Here is a 25996-nt window from a genome sequence, read left to right on the forward strand (position 1 = left end):
TTTATGGAGGAGTTCGAAACCCAAGCAGAGCGGGCTACCCCCTGCTGGTATGTAATTCAATGCAAAGGCGGCGAATCATTTCGCGCCGCAGAACACCTCACCAACCAAGGTTATGAGGTGTTCCATCCAGTGCTTAACGCTAAACGTAAGCGCCAAGGCAAACTTACCCTGGTGACCGAGCCACTTTTCCCCTACTACCTGTTTATTCGGCTGGATCAGACCGTCAGCAACTGGCGGCCAATTCGCTCTACCCGCGGCGTGCTGCGCCTACTCACCTTTGGCAACACACCCATCGCCGTACCAAATGCCCTGGTAGATACCCTTCGCGCACAGCCGCATCATCAAGAAGGCAGCCACAGCTACTTCTGCGCAGGGGAAAAAGTGACGATCACCGACGGCCCCTTCAAAGATTTAGAAGCCGTTTTCAAACGTTGCAAAGGCGAAGAGCGCGCCATTGTGCTGCTTAACGTGCTACAACGTCCACAGGATGTCGAGATCTCTGTCGATAACTTACAGAAAAAATAACCCGTTGCCCGAGGCAAAACAGCGCCTCGGACAGGGATACATTACATGCTCTGGTCAACCACTTCCTCAGCACTCAATCCTTCTTCACTATCTACAACGTCGAGCTGTTCCAGGAAGAAGCTGCGCGCGGCTTCACCGTTAACGCCACGCTCCTTAGCCCCGGCCTCCCACTGACTTGGAAGATCTGCGGCTATTTGTTGGAAGCGCTCAAGTTCTTCGGCCGGCAGGTCCACAAACGTATTGCCCTGCTGTTGCGCAAACTCGACGCCACGCTCATCCACCACGTCCATCATGTAGCCAAACAAGCGAGAGAGTCTTTCTCCCGACACGTCTTCAATGGCCGCACGATCTTCTTCAGAAAGCGAGGCCCATGTATCAGGGTTGATGACCAGCGAGAAACTCCCCCGATAAAAACCACCCGGCATCTGAACGGTGTAGGGCAACACTTCCGCTAGACGAAAACTTTTGAGCCCTTCAAGTGTTAGCATTGCGCCGTCAATAACGCCCTGTGTAGCAGCCTCATAAGTGCTAGCGGGGGGTAGTGCTACGCCGGTAAGCTCAAGTGCATTCGAAATGTCCGCCATAATGCCGCCACCGATACGAACACGCTTTCCGTCTAGGTCATCAAGGCTATCAATTTCTTCGGTAAGATAAAGCGCACCCGGCCCATGTACCCCAACCCCAATCACCTCAACCCCTCGGTGTTCATTAGCCTCGGCTAGGAACTCGTTATGGGTGCGCCAATAAGCCACCGACGCAGACTCGGACGAGAAATCCTCAAACGTGGGTAGCTCGGGCAGTTTGGTCAGCTCGAAACGCCCCGGCATTAACCCATGAAAAAGCCAAGTAACGTCGGCAACGCCATCTGCGATTAATTCCATTTGCGAGCCTGGCGGCCCCATATCGTGAACAACGTTAACAGTGACGCGCCCTTCGGTAGCTTCCTCAACCCAACTCCCCCATGTTGGCCAAACAATAGTGTTAACGCCGTGATTAGGGCCCGCCCAAGTACTAATCTGTAATTCAGTCGCGGCGGCGGCATGTTGTAAAGTGCCTAATGCCACCAAGGCAGAAAGCGTTGTCAGTGTGGCGAGTTTTTTCATTATTAATTTCCTCTCGTTTATTACAGGATTGGCGTGCAAGGTGCTGCGTTTTAATGTTGTTAGTTGTTGCTTGTTAATTATTAATTGTTAGCCATTAGAGAGCGAGAACAAGACGATCCCCCTTAGCTCTCGAACAGCAGGCCATCATACGATCACTGGCAGCCCGCTCAGCACGGCTGAGTACCACGTCACGGTGATCAATATCCCCCTCGACAACAGCGACTTCACAGGTACCACACAAACCTTCGCAGCAGTCGCTGGGCACATCCACACCAAACGCCGTCAGTGCTTCAAGCAAGGTCTGATCATTCCCGACCTGAAGTGTCACGTTAGAGTCGCTAAGCACTACCTCGAAGGCATGCTCTTGCTCAGGATCAAGGATGTTTGAGCGAGCCGAAAAATGCTCAACATGTAAGGTTCCTTCCGGCCAGTTCTGCGCCAATACCTCGAGCGCCTCTAACATTCGTTCAGGGCCACAGCAGTAGACCTGGTCACCCTTGGCTACGTTACTAAGTGCGGTCGAGATATCAAGCCGACAGCCCTCATCGCTTGCATGAACGGTTAGCGCTTCGCTGTGGTCACGCTCGACGCGCTCCAAAAAGGCCATGGTTTGCCGCCCGGCGCCGCAATAGTGGAGTGTGTAAGGTTTGCCTAATGCCTTAAGTTGATCCGCCATGGTAAGAATCGGCGTAATACCAATACCGCCGGCTATCAAGGTATAGCGTTCTGCCGTCTCATCCAGGTGAAAATGGTTCTTTGGGCCAGCAATATGCAGCACGTCACCTGGTTTGATCATTTCATGGAAATATAATGACCCGCCACGCCCCGTAGGCTCACGTAAAATAGCAATAGACAAACGATGCTGGTCATTGCGCTTTCCACACAGCGAGTAATAGCGCCGCCATTCGCCTGAGACCAGCTCGATATGTGAGCCAGGTGACCAGTCCGGCAACTCACGGCCATAGGGATCGACAAGATCGACCCGAACGACTTCCTCGGCTTCACGCTCCACCTCAGCGACTACAACCCGACGCACAATATCCTCTTTAATAGGCGCACCAATATGGAAATGCGTCGGGTTCTCTAACACCGCACGGTTACGACGCTCTGGGTTCTGCTCAGGATTCCACTCCACCCAAAGCGAGGTTGGTCCACGGAAAGACGTATTGGGCAGATACTCGAACGTTTGGTCCTCGATGAGATGTATATGGGGTAAACGGCGGACAAACTCATCTAGAATAATCCGCATTTCCATGCGGGCAATATTCTTACCCATACATTGATGCGCACCATAACCAAAGGTGAAGTGCTCTGCTGAGTTATGGCGGTATATATCAAACTCGTCAGGGTTTTCAAAATGTCGTGAATCACGGTTAGCCGATGCCTGTACCAACAACAGTTTGCCACCTTTGGGGATCGTCACACCCCCTACGTCAGCATCCTCAGTAGCGATACGGCGCCAAGCCACCACAGAGCCAGCGGCACGGAGACACTCCTCAATGGCGCTGGGAATTAGCGTCGGGTTCTCACAGATATCATTCCAAGAAGCACGATTCGATAGCAGGATGCGGAAAGCATTCGTGGTGGCGAAAGCCGTCGTCTCATGGGCAGCTACCAAAATCGCCATCATCATTGAGCGCAGGTAACTCTCAGGCACAATCTCGGGGTGCTGGTTGTGCATACGAATCGAATCATACATCCACCCCTCACCCGTTGGCTCTTCACGCATGCGATCGAGAATAGCCTGCGCCGTTTGCCAGAATTGTCCCACGTCTTCAGCAATCTTCAGCTGCTGTTCTGGCGAGGGGCGGCCCCAGGTGTTGAGCGTGTGGGCGACCGAGAATTTGCGAAGTTCTTTGGCATCTTCGCTGGGCACCCCCAGAAAGCGCAGCGCCACAGTCATGGGAATTTCCCGAAACATCTCCTCCACCAGATCCGCGCGGCCTTTATCGATGAAATGATCCATATAGCTACGCGCTAACTCGCGAACCCATACCTCATGCTTCTCGAGGTTTTCAGGCAGGAAAGCATCCATCAGTAGGCGGCGGCGCTCCATGTGGTCTGGCTCATCCTCATTGACCATGGTGCGACGCATTGCAAAGCCGTAGCTTTCGAGAATTTTTACCGCTTCGGGTGGCGCTGGCGTCAGCTTCTCCAACGCGATAGCGGGCGAAAAGGTCAGATTGTCACGAAAAACAGCTTTTACCTCCTCATAGCGGCTCACGACCCAATACCCAAGCTTAGGGCTAAAGAACACCGGCTCCTGCTCGCGAGACCAGCGTAGCGCCTCGGCGGGGTCGAGCTGGTAAGACGCGCCGAAAGGATCAAAAGCAGCAGCATCACGCGAGACGGGGCACCCCGTTGGTGATGTCACTGTTGCTTGGCTAGTTGCATGGCTAGTTGCATAAGCTGGCTGATGAAAAGGACAGCCTTCTGACATTTTATCGGGTTGGCGTGCAGGTGTGGTCATGATGTCTCCAAGGGGGAACGCTCGACAAGACGTTTGTTTTATTTTTGTCTCTATTAACGCACAATAATTATCTATTATAGAAACAAAAAATAGATGAAGTGTCGCGCACCGTCAATACATGTTTGCAGCCCCAAGGTACTGCGCCATACTTGTCGGTCCTTCATTGTCCATACGCAAACGTCTGTTCGAGGTTCTCCACTGATGTCGTCCACGCTTCAAACGCTTGATCGCGGCCTGCTCGCCTTAAAAATAGTCTCCGAGCATAATGAAGGTATCAGCATTGCTAAGCTTGCTGAGGAGCTTGAAGTCCACAGGACTATCGCCTACCGCATCGTCGCTACGCTCGAGTCACATGCCCTGCTTACCCGCACACAGGGAGGCACCCTTAGGTTAGGCGCAGGCATTACTTTGCTAGCTTCGCGTTTTGAACCTCAGCTCCATACGGTCGCCCTGCCATTGTTAAAAACCCTGGCCAAAGCAACACGTGCGACTGCGTTTATTTCTCTAGCCCAAGGGGAAGAGTGCATGGTGACGCTGGTCGCTGAGCCTGAAGAAGGAATGCTGCGTGTGGGATATCGCGTTGGCAGCCGCCATCCATTAACACAAGGCGCGGCTGGTATCGCAATCCTGGCAGGACGAGCACCAAAGGAAGAGGACAGCCCAGAGGTCAAGCAAGCCCGCGCTGATGGCTATAGCCTTACGCGGGGACAGCTTCAACGCGGCGCGGTTGGCGTAGCCACGCACATCCCGACTACCCAGTCTCGTAGTGGTATGGAAGCGTGTGTTGGGGTCGTCGCGATGGATGACCTGGATAGTGAGCGAGCAATTCGCGAGGTAAAGATTTCCGCGATACAGCTAGCGGAGCTGATAGGACAGTAGTGATAAGGCCAGTAATTTAAGGACAGTCGTGATAAAGACACGGCGAACTGGCACGCTTTGCGACCCGTTCGCCATTAGGCATCAGTTCGTACTTGAAAGCTTTAATGAAACACTCCCCTCCAGGACGGAGAGTAGTCACTACTTACTTGTCACTACTTACTTAGCGATGGAACTGCTTCTCCCGCTCGGGCTGCCAGAAAATCGCATCAATGCGTAGGCGTACTTCGGTGTTGTTGGGTAGCGGCCACTCAATGACATCGCCCACGCGCAAGCCAATTAACGCCGCGCCTATTGGTGCCATCACCGAAATTCCATCCTCAACGCTTTCAAGCGCATGAGGATACACCAACGTTCGAATCATCTGACGCTCTCGGGTCAGATCAGTAAAGCGTATCTGGCTGTTCATACTAACCACATCCTCAGGAATATCCTGAGGGTCAAGCACCTCTCCGCGCTCCAACTCCTCTTCCAGTAGCTCCGCCACCATCATGTCTTTTTCAGATGCATTATCAATCAGGCGCTGAAGTCGTTCAGCATCAAGACGATTAATGATAATAGAAGGACGCTGCGCCATCTCTACTCTCCTTGGAAAGCAATCAATAGTGATGTTAGTGAGCATAAAACGCACCAACGAAAACAGCCCTTCCCCAGAGGGAAAGGACTGTGTCACAACAGTGTATGTGGTTTAGCTAATAAAAGCGATTAGATAACGCCCTGCTCAATCATCGCATCGGCCACTTTGCGGAAGCCCGCAATATTGGCACCCAATACAAGGTTGTCAGGTTCACCAAACTCACTTGCCGTATCCGCACACTGACGATGAATATCCGCCATAATCTGTTTAAGCTTCTGGTCAACTTTCTCTAACGGCCACTGCTCCATACTGCTGTTCTGGGCCATCTCCAACTGACTCGTCGCCACGCCACCTGCATTCGCTGCTTTGCCGGGCCCATAGGCAATTTTGGCCTCCAAAAAGACATCTACCGCCTCTTTGGTGGAAGGCATATTAGCACCCTCGCTCACGCAGGTAACGCCATTCGCCAATAGCGTTTTGGCATCGGCTTCGGTCAGCTCGTTTTGCGTCGCACAAGGGAACGCTGCCTCGCCTTCAATACGCCAAACCGCGTGACCATCCTGCGGGTAATCCCGAGCCGAAATATAGTGAGCTTCCGGGTGCTCATGCAGATAGCTTTCCAACGATACACGCTGGACTTCTTTTAACTGTTTTAGCAGGCCTAAATCGATACCGCTAGGGTCGTGAATAGTCCCCTTGGAATCACTACAGGTAACGGGCTTGGCACCCAGTTCATAGAGCTTCTCGATCGTATAAATCGCCACATTACCCGCGCCAGATACCAAGCAGGTCTTACCACGCAAAGCTTCGCCTTTAGCTGCCAGCATGTTCTCGGCAAAGTAAACCGCACCGTAGCCAGTCGCCTCTTTGCGACCGAGGGAACCACCCCAGTTTAGGCCTTTCCCCGTCAACACGCCCTCGTAACGGCCCGTTAAACGCTTATATTGACCAAATAGATAACCAATTTCTCGTCCACCAACGCCAATATCCCCAGCGGGCACATCGGTATGCGGCCCAATATGACGATAAAGCTCCGACATAAATGCCTGACAGAAACGCATGATTTCGTTGTCAGACTTCCCTTTTGGATCAAAGTCAGCGCCGCCCTTACCACCGCCAATCGGCAACCCCGTTAACGCATTTTTGAAGATTTGCTCAAACCCTAAAAATTTAATGGTGCCCGACGTCACGCTGGGATGAAAACGCAAACCGCCTTTATAAGGGCCAAGCGCCGAATTAAATTGCACGCGATAGCCTTTGTTGACTTGTACACGACCAGCATCATCCACCCAGCTCACCCGGAACATAACCTGACGCTCCGGCTCAACAATGCGCTCAATAATACTGTGCTGATGGTAATGCGGCGCACGCTCGAACAATGGGCGAAGACACTCAAGCACTTCCTCAGTGGCTTGATAAAACTCAGTTTGTGCAGGGCTACTTTTCGCTAAACGTGTCAGCGTATCGTGAACATAAGGCATATACAGTCACCCTTTTATAGTTAAAAACGTCGATTTGCTGGCCAGAGCGATGACGTATTTAACTGCGGCAACGAATATATGCATACCCTATGCAGGTTCGGTATAGGCCAGAAACACATCAGAAATAGACTAAAGTGCTAGCTTTTCCGCCCAGTTTTGGTGCAATTAATAAATACTAATAAACGAAAAATAAACGAAAAATAAACGAAAAATAAACGACAGTGCTGCTTGGAAGTCAGTTTAAGTAAGTGTTTAAACACAGTTGATGCCGCCTATCCATTTTTTTAATTCCCTAATACTCCAACGGTGCTTTTTTAGTATTACGTGCTAACTTAAAAATAGGCGTGAACTTTAACAAATATTACTGAGCATTTTAGTTCTTGAGACAGGTCTTGAGACAGGTCTTGAGTTAGACCTTGAGGTAATAAAGCAAAATGCTCTTTTCTGCGGGCAACGCTATAAGCAATTAATCTCTAAGGAGTTGATTATGCTGACCTTAAACTACTCTCGCACAAGCTACTCTCGAATCACTGGATTAAGCACTGTCATTGCCGCACTCACTTTCTCTAACTCCACTTTAGAAGCCCAGACCGTTAGCGGAACCATCGACGCTTCAATTACTCTTGAAGACGCTTGTTCAGTTAATGGGGAAGAAGGCGCTGCAGTCGACTTCGGCAGCTTGGCATTCGGCACCCACTCTGCCCTATTCGATCAGGCAGATGCCCAAGTAGCTGGCGGAGGTGGTATTACAGTGCTCTGCTCACCTGGAGTAACCCCCACCTTCACTCTGCTCAGCGGCCTTCATGATAACCAAGCCTCACCTGCTACCCATGCCATGCAAGATACTGCCGCAACGGCATTTGTCGGCTACACCTTGTACACAGATACAGCACGAACGGAGGCGCTGGCTGTAAACGACACCATCATACTCAGCGCATTCGCCAGCACTCCCCAGACAATCGATCTTTACGGAAGAGCCTTTGGCGACCCTGGCAACCTACCTGCAGGCACCTACGAAGACACACTGAATGTTGAGCTGTCCTGGTAGCTTCTCGAATGGCTCGGCGCTTGAGACTCATCGCCCCGATGATGATAGTGGCGGGGCTAACGCAGGCCTCTCCCACCGACACGTTCATGGTTTCAGCTACCATTACGCCTGGCTGCCTAATCAATAACGAAGTTCCTCCGGCAGGCACCCAGGTTGGGGCACTAGGAAGCCTAGCCTTTGGCACCGCCTCAGCGCTTTCACAGGAAACGCGTAATGTATCGCTGCTTGCCTCTGGGTCTTTTACGCTCAGTTGTACACCAGGAATTTCATTAAGCATGCGTATTGATGGTGGACTTCAGCCGGATGGTGATCGACAGCTCAAGCGGGAAAATGGCAGCGAAACGCTGGCCTACCAACTCTACCAGGATGCCGCTTCACAGAACGCGATTGGTATTGACCAGCCCATCACCTTAGACACCACGACCAGTCCTAATGATATTACCCTCCCCATCTGGGGCAGGTTAACGCTGCCAGGCAACCGCCCAGCAGATAGTTACCGCGACGAACTCGTACTAACGCTGGAGTGGTGACATCGCAGCGAAGGGCACAAGCTCGATTTAGGAGAACATCTATGCTGGAAAAGCGCTTCGGCCACATCATTGGTATTTTCATCCTGCTAAGCCTTCTTGCGGGCCCTTCATCAGCTAACTCTCTGTTGATTTGGCCCATTTACCCTGTTATTGAGAGTCACCAGCAGGCAAGTGCACTTTGGCTGGAAAACAGAGGTAGCGAAACGGTCAATATGCAGGTGCGGATTTTTGCTTGGTCTCAGGTAGGAGGAGAAAATCACTACCAATCTCAACAAAGCGTTGTGGGTAGCCCACCCATGACGGCAATTGCTCCCGGGGAACGCCAGATGGTGCGCCTGATCCGCCAAGAACCCTCACCAATTGGCGAAGAGCAAGCCTATCGCATTATTGTTGACGAAATTCCGGCCCTAGCACCTAATAGCGGAGGAGAAAGCTCGCCTCGTGCCGCTGTGCAATTACAAATGCGCTACTCTCTTCCCCTGTTCGTTTATGGTGAAGGAGCACTGCCCCCTGAACGTATCGCCTCCAGTAACATCCCCTACCCCGGCCTAACCTGGAGACTCGTAACACATGAGGGACAGTCGCAACTAGAAATACACAACGCGGGTCAGCATCATGTGCGCCTAAGCCAAGTTACCTTTGAGCAACCAAGGCAGCGCAACGAAGTCACCAACGGGCTGCTTGGCTATGTACTGCCCAGGCAGGTACGACGCTGGCCACTACCCCAAAACATAAGACCTACTGGCGAGCTTCGCGCTCATATTTCGGGAGTCAGTCATCGCATTTCGGCCGAGTAGGCGCCAGCATGCTCCCGCGTATCCATTGGCATTTCCCGGCATGGCTCATGTTGGGCAGTTGCGCTTTACTTTTAACGGCGGTGTCTTTTCCTGCTATCGGCCAGGCATTGCCGCCACCGCCACGCGCGGGCGATCTCCAGGCAGTTTCGGAACTCTACCTAGAGATCATCGTCAATCAACGCTCCACCCAGCGTATCGAGCACGTTACCCAGCAGAATGGCGAACTGTTCATCAAGCGTGAGGTACTCCAAAAACTAGGCCTTCCTAATGAACACCTGCAGCGTCAAGATAACATCATTAATATCAGCCAATTAGATGAATTAGAAGCGCGCTATCACAGCCCCAGCCAACGGCTATATCTGGAAGTACCTTCCCATTGGCTACCACATCAGTTTCATACTAATTTACCTCAAAACGAGACATTCGCACTTAACACCAGTCCTGGCGCACTGCTTAACTACGACGCTTATATCAGCGACACTCAGGGTGGCGCGACACTTGCCAGCTTAGGGCACGAAGCGCGACTGTTTGGTGCAGCGGGGACACTAAGCACCTCTGGCATTTACCGCGAGATAGTGACGGGAGAGAGTGGACAAGACAACGGCTACCGGCGCTTCGACACCCGCTGGGAGTACGCCGATCAACAGCGGATGCTTCAGTACAGCGCAGGAGACGTCATCACCAGACCACTGGGTTGGACAAATGCAGTTCGTCTTGGCGGCATTCAGGTTTCTCGAAACTTTGCCCTTCGTCCCGATATCATCACCCACCCACTACCTGAGTTCAGCGGCGAAGTAGCGATTCCCACGACCCTCGATCTGTTCATCGATGGCGCGCAGCAATCCTCAATGGAACTAGCGCCGGGCCCCTTCACTGTCACCAATATGCCCATGGTCACCGGCGCTGGCGAAGCCACCATTGTGACCACCGATAGCCTGGGAAGACGAGTTTCCACTAGCCTGCCGTTTTACGTTTCCAGCGAACTGCTACAACCCGGTTTAAGCACCTTCAGTTTCAGTGCAGGTTCCCAGCGCCGCCACTTCGGCCAGCGTGATTTTGCCTATAGCGGAATGGCCGCCACCGGTAGCTATCGGCGCGGCATCAACAATCAATTCACCATGGAATTGCAAACTGAAGTCAGCGACGATTTAATCACTGCAGGCGCTGGCGGCACGTTTGGCTTATGGCAGCTAGGCACGCTAGAGACAGCCTACCGCCAAAGCCGCAGCGAAGGCGTCACCGGTAATGCCTACACGGCCGGATACCGCTACCGGAGTCGCCGCTTTAACATCGCTCTGCGCCACCAAGTAGAGCAGGCTGGTTTCACCGATCTATCTCGCCACATTCACAGCGCGACACGCGAAAATACGCAGCGGAAAGTTACCCAGTTTACCGGGGGATTAAACCTTGGCACGCATGGGTCGCTTGCTGGCGGTTACTTTGACATCCAGACCGGTGACGATAGCCGTACTCAGCTGTTTAACCTGTCGTACAACCGCTCTCTATGGGATCGCATGCATCTCTCGCTCTCTGCCAACCGTGAGATAGGCGGCGGCTGGAACACCCTAGCCCAGATAACAGTGCCGCTAAGCAGCCGTCCTGGCACATTAAGCACCAGCGTACGCCGAGACAATAACGGAGAAATGACCAGCAGAGTCCAATATGCCCACACCCCACCCATACAAGGCGGCTGGGGCTGGAACCTCGCCTATGAACACCGCGACACCGAAAGCAGTTACCGTCAGGCTGAAGTGGCTTGGCGGGGAGCTTCCACTGAATTACGAGGTGGCATTTTCGGCACCGACGACAATGACACACGCTATGCCGATGCCAGAGGATCGCTGGTATACATGGACAATCAGTGGTTCGCGACCAATTACGTGCGCGATGGATTTGTCGTCGTCAGTACCGATGGCCAGGCAGGCGTGCCGGTTCGCTACGAGAATCAATTAGTCGGCCATACCCGTGATAGCGGCCACCTACTCGTCCCCTGGGCCCGTGCCTACTACGCTGGTAAATACGAGATCGACCCACTGGCTCTTTCCGCCAACCTCAATGTCCCAACAATTGAGCAGCGCGTAGCGGTAAACCCAGGTAGCGGCTACCTGCTGCGCTTCCCGGTTGAACGTGTTATTGCCGCAACGATGGCCATTCTAGACAGGCAAGGCGAGCCACTGCCGTTAGGCTCTCGTGTTATCACTGACAACGGTTCAAGCGCGCTGGTGGGCTGGGATGGACTGACGTATCTCAAAGGCCTACAGAGTGACAACCAATTACAAGTGACACTGCCCGACGGTAGTGCGTGCGTACTCAGCCTATCTATTGATACCCACATCGATGATATCCAGCAGCTAGGGCCTAAACCCTGTACTTAGAGGAGCGCCAACCAATGCCACTCACAACTCATCGCTGCTATCACCGCTGGCTGGCCGGAGCTCTATTGCTGGTTTTGTTATTGATTACGCCTAAGGCTTGGGCGTGCACGGTAAGCCCAAGCACCAGCGCTAACTTTGGTAACATCAGTTCCTTTGCCATCACTAATACACCACGCGACACATCCGCCCAACCCAATGCGGATGCTGTTTGCCAGGGGTCTGTTCTAGGGCTCGCGGTTGTGTCTGACCAATGGATTCGCGCAACGGTCACTAGTGCTAACCAAGGGGAGCTGGTCAATGTTGCCAGCGGTGATGCCATACCTTTTCGCATCTTCGCGCTGGCTTCAGAGAATGAAGAGATCTTTCTCAACACGACCTACAACTATTTCAACTCTGTACTCATCGACCTGCTCGGCCTGCTTGGCGGCCAAAGCGTCGACATCCCCATGGAGTTTCGCACCCAACCCACGGCCAATGTAGCCGCTGGCACGTACACCGACACCTTGACTGTCAATTGGAACTGGCGCATCTGTAATCTAGGTGTACTTGTGTGTCTCAGCTATCGTACCGGCTCGGGCACCAACACCATCACCATTAACCTGACTGTCACTCCAGACTGCGCCATTCAAGCACCCGACCTGAATTTCGGAAGCTCCCCACTGGTCGCCGGATTCAACCCAGTAACGCAAACCATCGATATTACCTGCACAAAAGGCAGCGACTACTCAGTAGGATTGAGCGATGGTCAGCATCCTGCTGCCAACATCCGCCGCATGGAGAACAATGGTCACTACCTGGAATACCAACTTTACAAAGGCACTACCGGCAACGACCGCTGGGGCAGTACTGGCAGCGAACGACGCCCCTCCTCCTCCGCCGACACCAACCCCGGCACACCTAGTGGCATAACAAGCCAGGGCTTCACTTACCGAGGCGACATTCTACCGGGGCAAAACACACCACCGGCAGGTACCTACACCGATATGATTGTTGTCGATGTTATTTTTTAGCCAAGGCGCTTTTCGAACCCAAAATCCCCTGCGGGTGCGCTGACGCTTACACCGCGCTACAAACACCGCTCTAAATCAGCCTACGGCACCTACCGTAGCGCGGCGTAACGAATCTCGCGAGGGACGAGCGAATGAGGCACCCGCGTCATGGCCACGTAAGCAACACGATTATTTTACAGGGGGATTACCGCGAATCTAACTGAATCTGCTGCTTCCGGTTGTTTGGCAGCCTAATACTATTATTACTATGCAACCGCCCCAACCATTGCCATTACAAATGGCTTTATCGAATGCCGCACTGGAGTAATTCACCGAAACTTAGGAAAGATAATTTTCACTTTGGCAATTTATTAAACAGAAGGATTCTTTACCAGGTGCACGTTTTCTCTACAACATCAAAAATTAAACAAAAAATAGCATTTATCGTAGATAGAAACTCTTACAACAATCAAGTCCAGCACTAACAACGAATAGAAATATTCTCCATATACTGCATCAGATATCTTTCAAATGCATGAGAGATTCGCGATCGCGGTCGGTATCTTGCAGTAATAACAGAGATAGGAAATGGTATTAATGGCGACAGCTTCTTTAACCTATGGCTCTCGATTTGGTGCTGTTTTGCAGTATGCTCAGCGACAATCGCTATACCCACACCCTCCTGGCACATGATTAACGCTGGCGAAAAAAGATGTGATTCAGCGACAATATTACATTCAGCACCAACTAAATTAAAATTTTGTACTAAACGCTGGGTTGTTGCATGCCTACGATCTAATGTAACCAGTGGAAGACCACTTAGATGCTGCGGCGTCAACGTTTCCAATTCAAAAAGATCACTTTTGTTGGGCAACACGGCAATCAAATTGACTTGAAAAGGCGTTATTCTTAGCGATGATGTTGGCGACGGCGTCTCTACAACACCTATGTCAAAATGCCCGGCGAGGACCGCATCTATAACTTTCGTTGAGGCATGCGTTTGGAGCGAAACATTGATGCCAGGATGTTCTCGCATAAATTCGGAAATTACGTAAGGCAACACCCCCATGGACACCCAACCTAGCGCTCCTACTGTCAGCATTCCGTACTCTAACTTGGCTAGCTGATCAACCCTAATTTCCAAGGTATTCAGCACATCCAAGGCATGCGTCACCTCAATTAGAAGTGTCGCCCCCTCAGGAGTAATCTCCAGCTTACCTTTCATTCGTTTAAATAATACAAAACCAACCGTTTCTTCTAGCCTGCCCAGCATGTTACTCGCTGCAGGCTGTGATATACCCAACTGTCTGGCTGCGCCACTGATACTTCCAGTCATGGCAATCGCTTGAAACAACGTTAATTGTCGGGGATTTAACATATTGTGGGGCTGCTAAAGGTGTCGGTGTGGGGAAAGTGGATTTAACATATTAAAGCCTGACTTTATCTCGTCAGTAAGAGTCTTAGCCGTGACTGCCGCAAGGGTCAACCCCAAGTGACCATGCCCCGTATTGACCCAAAGCCCAGGGTGATGCCGCAAACCACCAACATAGGGAACACCATCCGGTGTGGTAGACCTAGCCCCTACCCATGGTTCGCGAACACCTGCTCCTAAGTGACGCTTCGCAATCCTATCAAGTTGAGTTATTCGATCGTTGTTCACCGGCGCATTATGCGACGCAAACTCTGATAATCCAGCAATTCTTATGCCCCCATTCATAGGAGTAGCAAAAACACCATGATTAGCTAGCCCTACAGGCCGAGATATTTCAATTGGCTCGTCAACAATCGCATGGTAGCCGCGTTCAGATACGATGGGCAAATCTATCCCCATTTTTTTTAGCAGGTATCCGGTAAAGGTACCTGTTGCAAGAACTACATGTTTCGCACAAAACTCACCACCTTTAGCAGTGACAGCTTGCCCACCCTCTATCGTTCGCACTGTTTCAATTTCAGATTTCTGAAACCTGCCACCAATAGATAAATAATGGTCAAATAGTTTTTTACTTAATTCATAAGGATCAGTAGAAAAGCGAGCGTCTGGATAAAAAACGCCACCACTATAATGACTCCTTAGCCCTATGACATTCTCCTTTACTTCGTTACTACTCAAGATAGAGTATGGGATATTAAAAGCTTTTTTGTACTGTGCTTCAATTTTCATAAAGTCCTGAAAGGTGCCGGGTTTATCAAATGCAACGACAACGCCAGACGACTTTACTAAAGATGCACAGCCTGCATCATCGAGCAAGTTTTCCCAGCAGTTCCAGGCATCCTTCATCATTGACCCCATACTGTAACCGCTCGACTCCCATTCTCGCTGCCTCGTAGCACGTAAGAAATACTTACCAAACTTCGATAATTTCAGCGCGTAGCTTGAACGAATAGATAGAGGACTATTTTTATCAAGCACCATTGGTACTAAGTTTTTTCGCAAGCTGGGGGTAATTAATGGCATAACAGCATAATTAGCGATGATACCCGCATTGCCATAGGATGTGTCTGCCCCTGGGAGACCTTTGTCGATTAAGCAAGTATCATATCCCATCTTTACAAGTGAAATAGCACTACTCAGCCCTACAACACCAGCACCGACTACAATGACAGTATAATCCATAACTTTATTCTTCCAAAAGCAGTGCGGAAAAGCATTGCTCATCCGCACTATTGTTTATTTTATATTTTTTGCATCATCTATATAAAACTTGAGACTAACAATCCCAATATATAAAGAAGTAGCAATACATAGAGCGCTGAAAGTGTAGATAACCGCTGAGTACAAAATCATGACTTACTCCCCAGAACAGTATTGATACTAATAACTTTTTTGTCAGTAATCGCAAGCAGTACAAAAACTATTAGGTTCACAGACACACCAGCAAGTAGAGGCGTAAATCCGGTTAACTCCTGAAGCGGAAATGGCCCCCAATTCCATAGTGCTGTGGTTGCTCCACCAAGAACGATGGCTGAAATAGCGGCACGTTTACTCATTACGTCAAATAGAACCGCACCGATAAGAGGAATAATCATGGTAGGCGCCCATAGCGCATAGCTCATGAGTAGAGCATCTACGATAGAGGTCGCTGTTAAGGCGAATAGAGTAGCGGCAACGCCCACTATCAAGCTAACCCAACGCTCAATCTTCAAATGCTGTTTAGAGGTCGCCTTGGTATTTACATGCTTAGAGTATATGTCTCTTACAAAGACAACAGCTGTTGAGTTCAAGTAAGAGTCGGCCGTTGACATAACTACCGCCAATAGTGCGGCTAACACCAACCCTGTGACACCAATAGGTAAGATACTCTTGACTAATGTAGGCAGTGCTTGATCTGGTGCAATATCTGGGAATAGAACAACAGCGACTAGACCCAGAGTGGCTGTAATAGTGAAGAAAAGTAAACCAAACAAACCTGAGAGCATGTACCCTTTCTGCGCATTTTTAGGATCTGGCGCGCAGAAAGCACGTTGGGCATAGGGCTGAACAAGCGCCTCCCCGAGCATAAAGGCAACAAATATTGTTATAAATGTTGCAATTTCATAACTACCTATAACGCTGAAGTGCCCCACTGGTAGAGCTGCGACTAATTCAGCAGGCCCACCGATCTGATATAGACCGATGATGAGCGTGACAGGCAAGAAGATGCCTAGAAGCATGAACTGAATTACGTCAGTCTGAATGACTGCCCACATACCACCAGCCACCGAGTAGACCATTACAATACACATACCGATCAAAATTCCAGCAGTAATACTGATGCCTAGAATTGCTTGGAAGATAGTACCGATGGCAAGTGCTTGAGCGCCCAGTATGCCTATACAAAACACTAAAGATAAAACCGCACTAAGCAAACGCGCAAACCCACCATAATGAACTTCCATTATATCGCCCAACGTTTGAGCGCCGGGATAGCGTTTTAACTTTGGTGCGATTAACCAACCGGTTAGGAATGTTTGAATAGTAAATCCAGACGCTGCAAAGAGAAATACGTATCCATCGTTAAAAGTCTGTCCAGCCCTTCCCATACTTGAACCGCCGCCTAAAAAAGACGCAGAGAGCGTAGCGAAAAGTACTGGCCAAATTATTTTATTCCCTGCAACGGCGAAGTCATCGCTATCTTTTACTCTGAAAGCACTATAAACCCCTATGCCAATCATAAGCAGGAAATACAGGGCTATCATAGCCCAGTCAATATTGCTCATAGAACACCCGTTTATTGTTTATTGATGTCCGAACATTTTATGGCCATTACTCATAACTTGAAAGCCCATTAAGATTATTAACCTATAACATGAAGCTATACCTTCAAGAATCAAAAAAAACACATATTATAAAAATATTGCAGCAAACAAAAATAATACAATCTCTCAAAAAACGAACAACATGTTGTATTTTTTATGAATAACTTAGCATCAAATAAGATTTCACTATACAGGTTGGAATTTAGTTAAATTAATATCTTTAACTAGCAACCTCCAGTGTCAAGATAGTTATCACCTAATTTTCTTTATCAGTAAGCGCGAAAAACCTAGTACTTTTAGCCTGGATTCATAGAATAAGCGCAGCACTTTAGATCACAAGGTAGAGACAGGAGGGCTAGCGCCGGTCCCCTCTCTGTCTTACCTACCAAAGCGAACCAGAGCATGAGATCCCGGCAAGGCTCTTCTCGACCCCAAAATATCGGCTCCCCACACAACCGTCATTCCCGAGTGGGGTTATCGGGAATCCACCTTGACCTTACCCGCTGGGCCACCGAACGCCTGAATCAAACTGGATTCCCGCTAAGGGCATGCGGGAATGACAGAACGGTGGGAATAGTAGTGTTAATGGCAAGAAAAAAGCCGCTGCAGGGTGAACTGAGCGGCTTCTTTTAGCAATATTATTGGCCGTTGACCTTACACGTCATAACCTGCTTCGCGAGCAAGCGTAGTGTTAGCTTGCAGCCAGCCTTCAATATGACCACAATCGAAGGTGCGGCCATGCATACGGAACGCCTGTACGGTTTTACCTTCCTGCATCAAGCGATCGATGGCATCCGTTAGCTGGATTTCATTACCCGCACCAGGTGGCTGGTCACACAGCAGCTCCATAATGCGATATGGCAGCACATAGCGGCCAATAACCGAAAGGCGTGAAGGCGCTTCTTCAGGCGTCGGCTTCTCTACAACACCGCGCATGTTGGCGCTCTCACCGGCAGCAGGCTCATCACAGTCCACAATGCCATAACGATAAACGTCTTCCTTAGGCACCGCTTCCACCATGATTTGCGAAGCGCTATTTGTATTCCAACGCTCTACCATGCTGCCCAGATCACAAGCCGTACTGCCAACTTGTGGCTTCACCAGCACATCAGGAAGGATGACGGCAAATGGCTCGTCTTTGTCTAACAGGTGCGCGGCACAGAAAATCGCATGGCCCAAGCCTTTTGCATTTGGTTGGCGAACGCTGGTCACTTTGAGTTTTTTGGGTGAAATGGCCGATAGCGTCTCCAGCAACGCACTCTTGCCTTTACTGGCTAATGAATGCTCAAGTTCAAAGTGAGCATCAAAATGATCTTCAATGGCTGATTTCCCAGCCCGAGTTACCAGAATGATTTCATTAATACCCGCCGCCAGCGCTTCTTCCACCACGTGTTGAATGAGCGGACGATCCACAACGGGCACCATCTCCTTGGGAATCGCCTTGCTGATGGGTAGCAGGCGTGTGCCAAAACCGGCTACCGGAATAATCGCTTTACGCACTTGGGTCATCATTAACGTCCTTTCTATTGCGGGTGCGCTGTGGGCTTACCTCGCACTGCAAAACCGATAAAATAAATATTCCGCACCTACCGTAGCGCGGTGTAACAACTCTCGTTAGGAACCAACGAATAGGTCACACTTACTCCTTTAGCACGCTAGAAAGCAGCGCGGTGGCGCTTTCAATTAACTCGTCCAAATGCTGCGAGCCTTTGAAGCTTTCAGCGTACACTTTATAGAGCGATTCAGTACCACTGGGGCGGGCCGCAAACCAACCATTATCAGTTGTTGCCTTCAAACCACCAATGGCTGCGCCGTTGCCGGGGGCATTAACCAATACCGCGGTGATCGGGTCACCGGCTAACGTGGTTTCCGTAACACTGTCAGCAGTAAGCTTCTTAAAAGCTGCTTTTTCTTCAGCTGTACAGGCAGTATCGACGCGCTTGTAGAACGGCTCGCCGAAGCGTTCGGTTAATGAACGGTAGTACTCACTGGGCGTTTTCCCTGTGACCGCAGTAATTTCAGCCGCTAACAAGCAAAGCGCAATACCGTCTTTATCAGTAGACCAAGCCTTTCCATCGCGCGTTAACAAGCTCGCACCAGCGCTCTCTTCACCACCGAAGGCAAGCCATCCCTGGTGCAGCCCTTCAACAAACCACTTAAAACCAACCGGCACTTCATAAAGCTCACGTTGATGGGCAGCCACAACCCTATCAATCATCGAAGAAGACACCAGCGTCTTACCTATGTTGAGCGTTTCCGCCCACTCAGGACGATGGCCAATCAAATAGTCCACGCACACCGCTAAAAAGTGATTCGGATTCATCAACCCGTTGGCATCCACAATGCCGTGGCGATCAGCGTCAGGGTCGTTGCCAAAAGCGAGATCAAAGCGGTCTTTGATCTTTAACAAGTTAGCCATGGCATCAGGGCTAGAGCAATCCATACGAATCTTACCGTCGTGATCCAACGGCATAAAATCGAAACTGGCATCTGTTGATGTATTGACCACCTCAAGATTCAAGCCATAGTGTTCAGCCACTGCCTGCCATACTGGCAGCGCTGTTCCACCCATGGGGTCAACGCCAAGAGTGAGGTTAGCGTTTTGGATAGCAGCCATGTCCACCACCTCGCCCAGCTGAGCTACATAGTGGGCGGTGAAATCATACGCTTGCGCATGCGCCAACGCCTGCTCTAACGGCACCGGTGAAATATCACATAACTGACGTAGCAAATAGGCATTGGCGCGAAGCTCAATCCATTTTGTTGCTTCGGTATCCGCTGGCCCGCCATGCGACGGGTTGTACTTAATACCGCCATCTTCAGGTGGATTATGGGAAGGGGTAATAATCAAACCATCGGCTAACGCAGTGTCTGGTGCTGCCTGAGGATTGAGTTGGTTATGCTGCAAAATTGCACGACTGACCAGTGGTGTAGCCGTAATACCATTATCTTTTTCAATGAATACAGGCACTTTATTGGCGGCCAGCACCCGCAACGCACACTCCCATGCGGGTTTTGAAAGTGCATGAGTATCGTAGCCAAGGAACATAGGGCCCTGATAGCCTGCCTCAGAGCGGTAATCAACCACCGCTTGAGTAATCGCAAAAATGTGCGCAGCGTTAAAGGTGCGATCTGTAGCACGCCCTCGGTGACCTGAGGTTCCAAATGCCACACGCTCTTTTGCAATGTTGGCATCTGGAGTTTCATCAAAAAACGCCTTAACGATGGCATCCATTCTATTTGCTCCCTGATTAATATTTGGCTAATCCGCACGCGCTTGCCAAAACCTTAGTGCACGCTGCGGATTACCGATTTCACTGGCGTCTTTTGCGGCCTGCTGCGCCATTTTAGCCGTCGCCATTGGATTATTAAGTAGCTGCTCAATAGCAGCTTGCCAAGCCTCTGGGACATCTTCTACCAACAGCCCATTGACCCCGTCGCTCACCACATCGGTATAAGGATAACGATTAGAATAGACACCTACTCCGCCCATCGCAGCTATATCGAGAAACTTAATAAATGACTTGCCCTGATTAAAGGGTGTGTTTAATAACGGCGCTAGACCAATGTGCAACTGACACTTAGCCTGATAACTGCGAAAAGCGTGCCAAGGTAGCGGGTCTGGTGCCAAAACATTAGGTAATTCTACCAAGGCCTTTGGCGTATGCTTACCCAGCATCAGCTCAAGCTGTGTGTCGTTGCGAATTTGCTGAATAGCCTGCAGTGCAGGAGCAATGTGCATTAAGTCATTCAGGTGCGCTCGAGTACCGTGGAAACCAATTCGCCACGGTGCTGAGGATGAAGGAGATGACTCAAAGTGAGTCTTTATTGGCAGCGTAGCAATAAGAGGCGGCGTTAAGACTGATACGCACTGGTGATGAGGACGAAAACGCTCAGCCAAAACAGCGCTGCAAGCAATTACTTCATTGCTTAATGCCATTAAACGGGGCTGAAGCTTAGCAACGCGCGCCATACGCTTTCGGTAAGCTGGCGGCAAAGTGGGATCGTTGGCCGCCGCCCCAATATCATCATCAATTAGATAACCGATATAGCCAAATGCTTGGCGATGCCGTTCTAGCCAGCGCAGCCAGCTCAACGGCAGCGAGCGGCATAGCAACACATTTGCGCCAGCATACTGGTGTAAAAAAGAGCGGCCATAACGCCAAGCCGCACCAAAAGAGCGCGAGGTAACAGCGCGCTCAATCATTGCACCCTGAGTTCGCATTGCCGGAGCAGCCGACTCAAGAAAGTAGATATCTTCAGTCGGCAGGCCACCATCGCTAAGCACGACCCAACGCGTGTGGTAACTCCTCACCCTACCCCCTCACTTGAGCGAAAAATCTTCATGCACAAGCGTTAAATTGGGATTGTAAGCGGGGTCGCTGTCTAGGTGCTTACCCCAGGTACGGCGCATATAAGCAACTTCACTCAGCCAGCGGGCGCGTTTAGTAGGTGTATCGTCGGCACCGCGAGAGATAGACTCATGGTGGTAAAGTTCAGCAAACGGAGACCACAGGTTACGGTAACCTGCTTGCCTAACCTTTAAACACAAATCAACATCGTTATAGGCAACGCTTAATTTCTTCTCGTTTAAGCCGCCCACGTTATTGAACACATTCTTGCGCAGCAGCAAGCAAGCAGCGGTCACCGCAGATAAGTTCTGGACCAACTTCAAACGACCAGCGTAACCATCACTTTCACGCGGGAAGAAGCGGTGCGCATGGCCTGCTACGTCTCCCAAACCAAGGATTACCCCACCATGCTGCAGCATACCGTTTGGGTAGTAGAGTTTAGCCCCGACACAGCCAATTTCAGAGCGGCAGGCCTGGCTTACCATCTCGGTTAACCAATGCTCATTGACTGGTTCTACATCATTATTAATCAACCCAATGATGCTGCCATGGGACTGCGCCGCGCCAAAATTATTGATCGCTGAATAGTTAAACGGATGATCCCAATGCAATACACGAACACGCGGGTCGCGCTTCGCTACGTCATCCATGTAGGCAATGGTTTCCGGGCAGTCACTCTGGTTGTCTAGAATCAGCAGCTCAAAATGAGTGTAGGCGGTGCGCTCTAAAATGGCATCCACACATGGTCGTAAAATATCAACGCCATTACGAGTAGGCACTAACAAGCTCACTAGCGGCGCAGGATTAGGAATTGGCCACTCAATTCGCACTGAGGTTTCCAACAAACCAGGGTGTACTACCGCTTTTGCACTAGCCACTTGCTGCTTCAATACGCTGCTGACCAACGAAATAGCATCCTGCTGGTGAAGCGGATGAGGAAAGTCTTCACTACGGTGATACAACATGGCAGGCAAATGACACACCGACTTTTCGTTACCGTGAGTCACTTTCCACATCATAAAGGTGAGTGCCAGCGCATAATCAACCGCAGCTCGGCTGGTCAGATGAGACAGCAAATCCGTCTGCTCAGACTCCAGTTGCCACAGCAGCCGCCGTTTGTAGAGCGCTACACGACCAATGTAGTTGGTCGAAAGCAACAAATCTGGATTCCAGCCAGGCTTGAAATTTGGCTTGCAGCGTTTGCCATCTGCTCCCAGTACATCTTCATCACTATAAAACAGCTGTGCCTCAGGATGATCATTCCAGGCTTTTGCCAGCTGACATAATGCTTCCTTCGCTAACTGGTCGCCCCAGCTAATTCGCATGACCCCATCGCCCTGGGTTTGAATGAACCCTTGATGGTCTAACTTTGCCAAGGTGCGATGATAACTATGGATCAAGTTGATACGGCTAGTGGTGGGAATATAACGCTCTAACGCTTTTCGCTGCGCATCGGTGATCTCAGCGGAAAGCACAATAAAGACTTCCCAAAAAAAGTAACTTTGTGCTTTTAAAGAGTTAATGGTGGCAATGAAAGGCGCTTCACCCTGCTCTAAATCACTCAGCGTAACCGGCATGATAATCGAGAATAGCGGCGCGGTTTTCAGGCCCGCAATAATCGATTGAGGATCTTCAACAATCTCTTTCTCGGTGGTACTTACCCAACGCGCATAATCTTCAGACACATGCTGCTTTGCGTGGGTTTGGTTATATTCCGCCAAGGCAATTCGACGCCAATTGCGGCCTTGGGCAACGGATTCAATGTGAAAGTGCCGCACAACGTCGCGCGTTCTCATGCCTTTATAACTGACGTGGTTATTGATCAACCGTCGCGCCAAGCGGCTTCGGGCGAACCAAGGTGTTAACCACACCCACTCTGCCGTTAAGTTTGCCAACGCTGCTTCACTGGCGAGAAACGAAAAGGCAATTTTTTTCACCCCAAGCGGCACCCAAAGAATTCGCTTAGTGGTCTTACCAGGGCGCAGCGAAACGGATGTTTCGAGAATGCCTTTACGGGTATAGAAAAGAATCGTGGCCGCGCCATGGGCATCTGCCCCTAGCCCGTCCAGTTCTAGCATATTCCAGCCGGGAAGAGGCTTTTCTCCTTCACTAACACAGTAGGTACTTGCCTTTACGGGCGTATTTACATTTGCTGCTGCTTCACTTTTAAAGGCAGGTGCAGCGGCCACACGAATACTGGGATTACGCCGCCAAAAAGAGGGCACAGCACTGTGCCTTCCAATAGCAGCCATCATTTCTTTTAAACTGACAATATGTTGCCTCATCGCCATCCTTAACCCATTCCGTTACCAAGGCAACACTTACACAAGATGGCTGCTGGCAATCTGTTCCCAGCGCAGCAACCCCAAGGTTTGAAGATAATCATTTGATGCGATGATACGCTTTTCATGAACACCTTCAAACGCCTTCTCGTCCAGCTGTGCACACTTTTGGTGAATCACCTCATCCAGATTATGGGTAACCGTCGGTATCTGCACCACAAAACGGGCATTGGTCTGAGTTGCTAAATACGCTGGAGCAACCGCTTTTACTAGGTCAGGATCTACATTGCCCGCGCTATGCACAAATACAATGCGCTGAAACACACGGCATAAATAGTTAAACATCGAGTAGCTAGAGGAAGAACCAAAAATCAAACACGTGCCTGCTATCAAGGCCTCTGGATACTCAATCACCAGTAATCGGCCAAAGTTGGGCAAGCCGTTATCGTAGGTTTTATAGCGAGAATGACTAAAAGAAACCAGCACATCAACGCTAGATGTCTGCTTAGGGGTTAGCTTATTACCGAGATCACCGCCCATCGCTCTATTTTTATAACGATCTTTTTTAAACAGCGCCATGCAGGCCTTCTTTTCGACACCCAGCTTCACCGCTAGCGCAATCGTTGCGGCCAACGCCCCCTGATGGGTCCAATGGGTATCAGTAGGAATAAACGCTCCATCCCCCAAGGCTTTCAGTTCCTTGACAGGGTAAACCACCCCATCAGAAGCACTAAGACTAAGCACCTGATGCATGGGACCAGAAGCGCCCTCTTCACGTGGGTGATAGCTTGCCCCCATAACGCTTTCTTTAGAAGGCGCCACTAGCAATGCCCAAGGAAGTTCACCAGCAACATTTTCAAGCTGATGGAGATAATTATCCCAACCGTGTATGCCAGCTTTTGTCAGGCGCATACGCCCCATAAACTGGTCAACGCTACCATTAGTGTCGTTATCCAAAAACAGCCAACCTTGCTTACCTTGCAACACTTTCAGTTGCTCTGCGGATTCCACGTCTTGAGTATCAACCGTTACTTCTTGCAGTAGCCAACGCGCTTCCTCAAGTGCCAACCATAAACGAAAGCTGCCAAGCTTAGGGGGCACCGTAAAACGAAAACCGCACATGCGCTGGGGGTGATCGTCCGCCGACACACAAAAAATATTTTTAATAACGTCAGGACGATCAATCTCAAGGGGATGGCACAGCTCAAAAGCAGACTGCCACTCAGCCACAATGCGAACTTGTGAATGCATTTCTATGAGACTTTCCGGCAATAGCAGCCAACCTTGAACTACCCGCCCAGAAGGCTGAAAGCGCGAACCACGCTGCTCTGAAGGATAATCCAGCGCCCAGCGTTCTATGGGTGGGTGTTCGCTTGTGGTAGTGGAAGACCACTCTTTTAGGCGGCGTTTCAGCCAGCGGGTTAACTCCGAGCCGGAAGAGGGCTCAGTAGGAAGTGTTTTACTAGCCTGCTCGTTGGTCTCCGAGCCGCTAATGGCTTGCTTTTTATCAGCAAGCTGCTGCAACCATTTCATTTGTTTTTTGACCTTAGGCGCGAGTTCAGCAGCTAAATGACACACAACATCGTTGCGATCATGGCGCATAAAATAGTCGCGCTGCTTATGATAGTTAGCTGTTGTGGCACTGCCCCGTTTGGATTTACCCAACACAAACTCTTCAACTGATTTCACTAAATAGTGGTTAATGCGAGCACCTTCCCAGGTGACATGCTCACTTAACCCAAACCACGGTTTTCCTTGCTGGTTTACACGTGGGACTAAGGGTTGTCCCAGGCTATTAATATAATGACCACGCTTTAAACGTGCATAGTGAGGGTTATCAAAGCGCTTAACATAGCGTGGACGAACCACGCTTTTAAAATGATGATTGGGGCCGAATTCCTGATTAGCTCGCTGAGTAAAGCGCTCAATAACTAACCCATCCTCACGGAATTTTGCGCCATTGGAACCAAAGCAGGCCCAATTCAAGCCTAGCGCGCCAACGTCAGGCGAAATAAAGCGCTCTTCTAGCCACGCCAATAGTGTTTGCCCTTCAAGACTCGGCAACAAATACTCATCAGCATCAATAAAAGCAACTAAATCAATTCCTTTAGGGCATTTTTCTAAAAGCATTTGATAAGCAGGCAACTGGGGAGGCGTCTCTCCTGTTGGCACTGAAATCAGTGTTACCAGGCCCTGCTCAGCAAGCACCGACAAGAATTCGTTCGTGCCATCAGTACTGTCGTTATCAGCCATTAAAAAATGGCTGGCCCCCACCGCAAGATGGAACGCCAGCCACTCAACCAAGCTGTCTAATTCATTTTTAACAATGGCAGCAATCGCAAGCTTCAAATAAAA

19 protein-coding genes are annotated in these 25996 nt (G+C 50.2%); 7 read left to right on the top strand and 12 right to left on the bottom strand.

All coding sequences use genetic code 11. The features are described from left to right. The first annotated feature begins 3 nt into the window (after positions 1–3). Positions 4–525: a transcription/translation regulatory transformer protein RfaH gene (gene rfaH / locus JFC11_RS08545; RefSeq protein ID WP_038485859.1), complete on the top strand. Its 522-nt coding sequence runs from the start codon at positions 4–6 to the stop codon at positions 523–525. 41 nt (positions 526–566) lie between these two features. Here rfaH and JFC11_RS08550 read toward each other — a convergent pair whose 3' ends face one another. Then, positions 567–1628, bottom strand: a complete 1062-nt coding sequence (locus JFC11_RS08550; protein WP_198349209.1) for a TRAP transporter substrate-binding protein — start codon at positions 1626–1628, stop codon at positions 567–569. 94 nt (positions 1629–1722) lie between these two features. Further along, entirely contained in the window at positions 1723–4098 is a 2376-nt protein-coding gene (locus JFC11_RS08555) for a cytochrome P450/oxidoreductase (protein ID WP_232482827.1), read from the bottom strand. Between the two features lie 201 nt (positions 4099–4299). On the opposite strand from JFC11_RS08555, the gene JFC11_RS08560 reads away from it, so the two are divergent. Beyond that, positions 4300–4977, top strand: a complete 678-nt coding sequence (locus tag JFC11_RS08560; RefSeq protein WP_038485865.1) for an IclR family transcriptional regulator — start codon at positions 4300–4302, stop codon at positions 4975–4977. 160 nt (positions 4978–5137) lie between these two features. On the opposite strand, the gene rnk is transcribed toward JFC11_RS08560, so the two are convergent. Both rnk and gdhA read right to left on the bottom strand, forming a co-directional pair. Next, positions 5138–5551: a nucleoside diphosphate kinase regulator gene (gene rnk / locus JFC11_RS08565; protein ID WP_198349210.1), complete on the bottom strand. Its 414-nt coding sequence runs from the start codon at positions 5549–5551 to the stop codon at positions 5138–5140. A gap of 128 nt (positions 5552–5679) precedes the next feature. Further along, positions 5680–7032 carry an NADP-specific glutamate dehydrogenase gene (gene gdhA / locus JFC11_RS08570; RefSeq protein WP_038485870.1) on the bottom strand — a complete coding sequence of 451 codons (1353 nt, stop codon included), beginning with the start codon at positions 7030–7032 and terminating at the stop codon, positions 5680–5682. A 487-nt stretch (positions 7033–7519) separates the two neighbouring features. On the opposite strand from gdhA, the gene JFC11_RS08575 reads away from it, so the two are divergent. From JFC11_RS08575 to JFC11_RS08595, 5 genes are read left to right on the top strand one after another with little or no spacing between them, the layout of a single operon-like run. After that, the gene (locus JFC11_RS08575; protein WP_051626506.1) at positions 7520–8080 is read left to right on the top strand and encodes a Csu type fimbrial protein; all 561 of its coding nucleotides are present in this window, start codon (positions 7520–7522) and stop codon (positions 8078–8080) included. 20 nt (positions 8081–8100) lie between these two features. Continuing rightward, on the top strand, positions 8101–8610 hold the full coding sequence (locus tag JFC11_RS08580) for a Csu type fimbrial protein (RefSeq protein WP_167541180.1): 510 nt from the start codon (positions 8101–8103) through the stop codon (positions 8608–8610). A 41-nt stretch (positions 8611–8651) separates the two neighbouring features. Beyond that, on the top strand, positions 8652–9407 hold the full coding sequence (locus JFC11_RS08585; RefSeq protein ID WP_198349211.1) for a fimbrial biogenesis chaperone: 756 nt from the start codon (positions 8652–8654) through the stop codon (positions 9405–9407). A gap of 8 nt (positions 9408–9415) precedes the next feature. Next, positions 9416–11782: a fimbria/pilus outer membrane usher protein gene (locus JFC11_RS08590; RefSeq protein WP_198349212.1), complete on the top strand. Its 2367-nt coding sequence runs from the start codon at positions 9416–9418 to the stop codon at positions 11780–11782. Between the two features lie 14 nt (positions 11783–11796). After that, positions 11797–12792 (top strand): Csu type fimbrial protein, encoded by a 996-nt coding sequence (locus tag JFC11_RS08595; RefSeq protein ID WP_198349213.1) that lies wholly within the window; start codon positions 11797–11799, stop codon positions 12790–12792. 460 nt (positions 12793–13252) lie between these two features. On the opposite strand, the gene JFC11_RS08600 is transcribed toward JFC11_RS08595, so the two are convergent. The 8 genes from JFC11_RS08600 to JFC11_RS08635 all read right to left on the bottom strand — a co-directional run bounded on the left by JFC11_RS08600 (position 13253) and on the right by JFC11_RS08635 (position 25990). Beyond that, positions 13253–14149, bottom strand: a complete 897-nt coding sequence (locus tag JFC11_RS08600; protein ID WP_269769433.1) for a LysR family transcriptional regulator — start codon at positions 14147–14149, stop codon at positions 13253–13255. Between the two features lie 12 nt (positions 14150–14161). Beyond that, complete coding sequence (locus JFC11_RS08605; RefSeq protein ID WP_198349217.1) at positions 14162–15385, bottom strand: NAD(P)/FAD-dependent oxidoreductase; 1224 nt, start codon at positions 15383–15385, stop codon at positions 14162–14164. A 167-nt stretch (positions 15386–15552) separates the two neighbouring features. Continuing rightward, positions 15553–16968 carry a sodium:solute symporter family protein gene (locus tag JFC11_RS08610; protein WP_095603264.1) on the bottom strand — a complete coding sequence of 472 codons (1416 nt, stop codon included), beginning with the start codon at positions 16966–16968 and terminating at the stop codon, positions 15553–15555. Positions 16969–17661: 693 nt separating this feature from the next. Next, positions 17662–18516 carry a UTP--glucose-1-phosphate uridylyltransferase gene (locus JFC11_RS08615; RefSeq protein WP_038485883.1) on the bottom strand — a complete coding sequence of 285 codons (855 nt, stop codon included), beginning with the start codon at positions 18514–18516 and terminating at the stop codon, positions 17662–17664. Between the two features lie 130 nt (positions 18517–18646). Further along, complete coding sequence (gene pgm, locus JFC11_RS08620; RefSeq protein ID WP_198349219.1) at positions 18647–20242, bottom strand: phosphoglucomutase (alpha-D-glucose-1,6-bisphosphate-dependent); 1596 nt, start codon at positions 20240–20242, stop codon at positions 18647–18649. Between the two features lie 27 nt (positions 20243–20269). Beyond that, a complete protein-coding gene (locus JFC11_RS08625; protein WP_198349220.1) occupies positions 20270–21322 on the bottom strand; it encodes a glycosyltransferase family protein in 1053 nt (350 codons plus the stop codon). Between the two features lie 9 nt (positions 21323–21331). After that, positions 21332–23644: a glycosyltransferase family 2 protein gene (locus JFC11_RS08630; RefSeq protein ID WP_198349223.1), complete on the bottom strand. Its 2313-nt coding sequence runs from the start codon at positions 23642–23644 to the stop codon at positions 21332–21334. A gap of 36 nt (positions 23645–23680) precedes the next feature. Beyond that, complete coding sequence (locus JFC11_RS08635) at positions 23681–25990, bottom strand: glycosyltransferase family 2 protein (protein ID WP_198349224.1); 2310 nt, start codon at positions 25988–25990, stop codon at positions 23681–23683. Positions 25991–25996: the final 6 nt, after the last annotated feature.

The sequence above is a fragment of the Vreelandella alkaliphila genome, from assembly GCF_016107625.1.
Classification (GTDB): domain Bacteria; phylum Pseudomonadota; class Gammaproteobacteria; order Pseudomonadales; family Halomonadaceae; genus Vreelandella; species Vreelandella alkaliphila.